The organism is Oliverpabstia sp. (assembly GCF_022785585.1).
Classification (GTDB): Bacteria; Bacillota; Clostridia; order Lachnospirales; family Lachnospiraceae; genus Oliverpabstia; species Oliverpabstia intestinalis.
On sequence record NZ_JALFPR010000108.1, the window covers coordinates 1 to 4,666 of the forward strand.

At 43.5% G+C, this 4,666-nt stretch carries 5 protein-coding genes and 1 pseudogene; all 6 read left to right on the forward strand.

Annotated elements, in window-relative coordinates:
- Positions 1–248 precede the first annotated feature (248 nt).
- Positions 249–359: pseudogene (locus MSA64_RS12030) on the forward strand (ABC transporter permease); the annotation flags it as partial.
- Positions 360–376: 17 nt separating this feature from the next.
- On the forward strand, positions 377–1,159 hold the full coding sequence (gene udp, locus MSA64_RS08025; protein ID WP_277663777.1) for a uridine phosphorylase: 783 nt from the start codon (positions 377–379) through the stop codon (positions 1,157–1,159).
- Between the two features lie 24 nt (positions 1,160–1,183).
- Positions 1,184–1,849 carry a deoxyribose-phosphate aldolase gene (deoC, locus tag MSA64_RS08030; RefSeq protein WP_118315915.1) on the forward strand — a complete coding sequence of 222 codons (666 nt, stop codon included), beginning with the start codon at positions 1,184–1,186 and terminating at the stop codon, positions 1,847–1,849.
- Between the two features lie 20 nt (positions 1,850–1,869).
- Entirely contained in the window at positions 1,870–2,289 is a 420-nt protein-coding gene (locus MSA64_RS08035; protein WP_287891256.1) for a cytidine deaminase, read from the forward strand.
- 39 nt (positions 2,290–2,328) lie between these two features.
- Positions 2,329–3,306 carry an adenosine deaminase gene (gene add, locus MSA64_RS08040; RefSeq protein ID WP_287891257.1) on the forward strand — a complete coding sequence of 326 codons (978 nt, stop codon included), beginning with the start codon at positions 2,329–2,331 and terminating at the stop codon, positions 3,304–3,306.
- 22 nt (positions 3,307–3,328) lie between these two features.
- Entirely contained in the window at positions 3,329–4,519 is a 1,191-nt protein-coding gene (locus tag MSA64_RS08045; RefSeq protein ID WP_287891258.1) for a phosphopentomutase, read from the forward strand.
- Positions 4,520–4,666: the final 147 nt, after the last annotated feature.

Genomic DNA, 4,666 nt, shown 5'->3' on the forward strand with positions numbered 1-4,666 from the left:
GTTTTTATCGTTTAAATGCATTTTGGCTCGTAACTGTGAAGGTACTGAACAGTTACAAATAATAAAAGAATGGATTCCGAAAAGTAAGATATAGGAAAAATATATAAAAAAGAAAAGAATAATTAGCAAAATCAGACAAAATACAAAGAATAGATAAAAAAGAAGGTAAGTTGTCTGGACGATTTTGTACATGTGTCATATTATATTTATAAGTTCAAAAATGGAGGAACCTGAGAAGGACATTAACATTGTATAATATGTTCCCATATATCATCTCTCTGCTGGTTCTTGTATTTGTATCTAAGAACTCCAGAGCACCGAAAGCGGAAGGTATTCCGTATGATAAGGGACAGAGATAAAGAAAGGTGGAAATATCGTGAAAAATTATTCAGAAGATCCAAGCAGACAGTATCATATCCAGGTGGCGAAAGGAGAAGTGGGACGTTACGTACTGATGCCCGGTGATCCGAAACGTTGTGCGAAAATCGCAAAATATTTTGACGATCCGGTGCTGATTGCAGATAACAGAGAGTATGTTACTTATACCGGAACACTGGACGGAGTAAAGGTAAGTGTTACTTCCACAGGTATCGGCGGACCCTCCGCATCCATCGCCATGGAAGAACTGTATCGCTGCGGAGCAGACACATTTTTAAGAATCGGAACCTGCGGAGGTATGCAGACAGAAGTAAAGAGTGGTGATGTGGTTATTGCAACAGGAGCCATTCGTATGGAAGGAACATCCAAAGAATATGCGCCAATCGAATATCCGGCAGTAGCAGATCTGGATGTAACCAACGCACTGGTTGCAGCTGCAAAAGCAAAAGATTATACCTACCATATCGGTGTGGTACAGTGTAAGGACGCGTTTTACGGACAGCATGAACCGGAAAAAATGCCGGTAGGATATGAGCTGATCAACAAATGGAACGCATGGAAAATGATGGGTTGTCTTGCCTCTGAGATGGAATCCGCAGCACTTTTCATCGTTGCAGGAAAATTAAGAGTAAGAGCCGGTTCCTGCTTCCTGGTAGTTGCCAATCAGGAGAGAGAGAGCCTGGGCCTGGAGAATCCGGTGGTACATGATACCGATATGGCAATTCAGGTGGCAGTGGAAGCCATCCGTAATCTGATCAAAGCAGACCAGGCAGAAAAATAATGATATAAGAAATGGAGATAAAAAATGGATATCAAAGAAATATTAAAACACGTAGACCATACACTGCTTCTTCAGGGATCCACCTGGGAAGAAATCAAGCAGATCTGTGACGATGCCATGAAATATGAGACTGCATCTGTATGTATTGCTCCAAGCTATGTAAAAGAGGCAGCCGAATACATGAACGGAAGAATACCGGTATGTACCGTTATCGGTTTTCCGAATGGTTACATGACAACTGCAGCAAAAGAATTCGAGACCAAAGATGCCCTGGCAAACGGCGCTTCTGAGATTGATATGGTTATCAATATCGGATGGTTAAAAGACAAAAAATATGACTTGATTGAAAATGAAATCAAAATCTTAAAGGCAGCATGTGGAGATAAAATCCTGAAAGTGATCATCGAAACCTGTTTCCTTACGGATGAAGAAAAAATCAAAATGTGCGAGATCGTTACCAGCGCAGGAGCAGATTATATCAAAACATCCACCGGTTTTGGCGGAGCAGGTGCTACTTTTGCAGATATTGAACTGTTTGCAAAACACATCGGACCGAATGTAAAGATGAAAGCAGCAGGCGGAATTTCTTCTATCGACGATGCAGAAAAATTCCTGGCACTGGGAGCAGACCGTCTGGGAACCAGCCGAATTGTTAAAATTGTGAAAAATGAGGAAGCAACTGGTTATTAAAAGAACGAGAGGTGTATAATATGGAAAAAGCAATGATTGAAAAGTTGATCGACACAGCAATCAAACAGTTGGATTTTTCCTATACTCCCTATTCCGGCTTTAAGGTGGGCGCAGCACTGCTGACAAAGAAGGGAGAAATATACACAGGCTGCAATATTGAAAATGCATCCTATACGCCTACAAACTGTGCAGAGCGGACAGCTATTTTCAAAGCAGTCAGTGAAGGAGTCAGGGATTTTCAGGCCATCTGTATTGTAGGCGGTAAGGATGGAGTACTGACAGAATATGTGGCCCCCTGTGGTGTGTGCCGTCAGGTTATGATGGAATTTTGCGATCCGGAAACCTTTCAGATCATTCTGGCAGTAGATAAAGAAAAATATGATATTTTTACACTAAATGAACTGCTTCCGCTGGGATTTGGGCCATCCAATCTTTTATAGAGCGGCAGTAGTGAACGTGGAATGGAGTGGTGAGAAGTTATGACACAGGAAGAACTGCTAAGATTGCCGAAGGTGGAACTGCATTGTCACCTGGATGGATCTCTCAGTCAGGAATTTATCGAAAAAAGGCTGGGAAGATCTGTAAAAAAAGAAGAATTGAGCGTATCGGATGACTGTACAAGCCTTGCAGAATATCTGGAAAAGTTTGATATGCCATGCCAGTGTCTTAAAGATGAAGAAGGTCTGGAAGAGGCCGGATATGATGTATTGAAAAGCATGAGCAGAGAACATGTATGCTATGCAGAGATCCGCTTTGCACCACTTTTTTCTGAAACAGAATCCATGAGCTGCAAAAAGGCAATGGAAGCACTGATCAAAGGGCTGGAGAGAGGAAAACAGGACTTCGCTATTGAGTACGGAGTAATCGCCTGTGCCATGCGTCATATCGGCGAGGAAGAAAACTGGCGGATGATCCGGGCTGCAAGAGAACTTCTTGGATCCGGTGTCTGCGGAGCAGACCTGGCTGGGGCAGAGGCTTCTTATCCCATGTCACAGTTCATGAATCTGTTTGGAAATACAAGAAAGATTGGTATGCCCTTTACGATTCATGCCGGCGAGTGCGGAAGTGTGGATAATATCACAGATGCAGTGAATGTTGGTGCAAAGAGAATCGGACATGGGATTGCCATGAGAGGTCATGAGGATGTGATCCGGGAACTGGCAGAAAAAAAGATCGGAATTGAGATGTGTCCAATCAGCAATCTGCAGACTAAGGCGGTATCCGGTCCGGAATTCTATCCGATCAGGGAATTCCTGGATCATGGTGTACGGGTTACTGTGAATACAGATAACCGGACCGTCAGCAACACGACCTTGACAAAGGAACTGGAATTTATTCAAAAAACATACGGAGTCCGGGATGAGGAGGTCCTGCTTCTGATGAGGAATGCAGTAGATGCGGCTTTTGCGAGTGACACTGTCAAAGAAAAGCTGTACCGGAAGTTGGCAGAAAAATAATAATAGAAAGAGGTAGACGAAGATGAAAAAGTACAACAGAATTTTTGTGATTGTCCTGGATTCTTTGGGTATCGGAGCTATGCCGGATTCTGAAAAGTTCGGAGATGTAGGGGTAGATACTTTTGGACATATCCTGGATCAGATGGGAACCCTGGAGATCCCCAACCTGAAGAAGCTGGGAATGCTGAATCTCCACTGTGGAGGAAACATGGAAAAAGCTGCAGAACCTATGGGACGTTATGCTCGTCTCGGAGAGGCAAGCAATGGAAAAGATACCATGACCGGACACTGGGAGATGATGGGAATCAAGACGGAAAAACCATTTATCACCTTTACGGAACATGGTTTTCCGCCGGAACTCATCGCAGAACTGGAAAAGCGCTGCGGTAAGAGAGTTATCGGCAATAAGAGCGCCAGCGGAACAGAGATCATCGAAGAGCTGGGCGAGGAAGAAATCAATACTGGTGCAATGATCGTGTACACTTCTGCAGATTCAGTACTTCAGATCTGTGGAAATGAAGAAACTTTTGACCTGCAAAACCCCTATCGTTGCTGTGAGATAGCAAGAGAAATCACACTGAAAGACGAATGGAGAGTGGGACGGGTTATTGCAAGACCCTATGTAGGAAAGAAAAAAGGTGAGTTTAAACGAACCAGCAATCGACATGATTATGCACTGAAACCAACAGGTCCTACAGTATTAAATGCTATGAAGGACAAAGGCCTGGATGTGATCGGTGTAGGTAAGATCAATGATATCTTCTGCGGAGAAGGAATCACGGAAACCTATCATTCTACCAGCTCAGTCAACGGAATGGAACAGACCATCGAAATCAGTAAGAAGGATTTTCATGGCTTGTGCTTTGTCAATCTGGTTGACTTTGATGCACTCTGGGGCCACAGAAGAAATACAGAAGGTTATGGCCATGAGATTGAAAAATTCGACAAAAATCTCGGGGTACTGCTGGAACAGCTGAAAGAAGATGATCTTCTGATCCTTACAGCGGATCACGGAAATGATCCCACCTATACAGGATCAGACCATACGAGAGAATATGTTCCTTTTATTGCCTATTCGGAACAGATGGAAAACGGAGGAGAACTGGAAGGCGAGAACACATTTGCTGTCATTGGTGCTTCTATCGCAGAAAACTTTGATGTGGATATGCCAGAAGGAACGATCGGACATTCCATTCTGGAAAAAATAGTATAAAAATATGTAACTATTCAGTAGCCACTGTCCCGCGAGGTGTTTTGACATGAATATGTCAAAATCCCGAGACATACAAGCCAAAATGCCATCACCGAAGGTGATTTACGCGAGCAACGAGTCAAAGTCCGTGCTTGCACGGAACCTTGA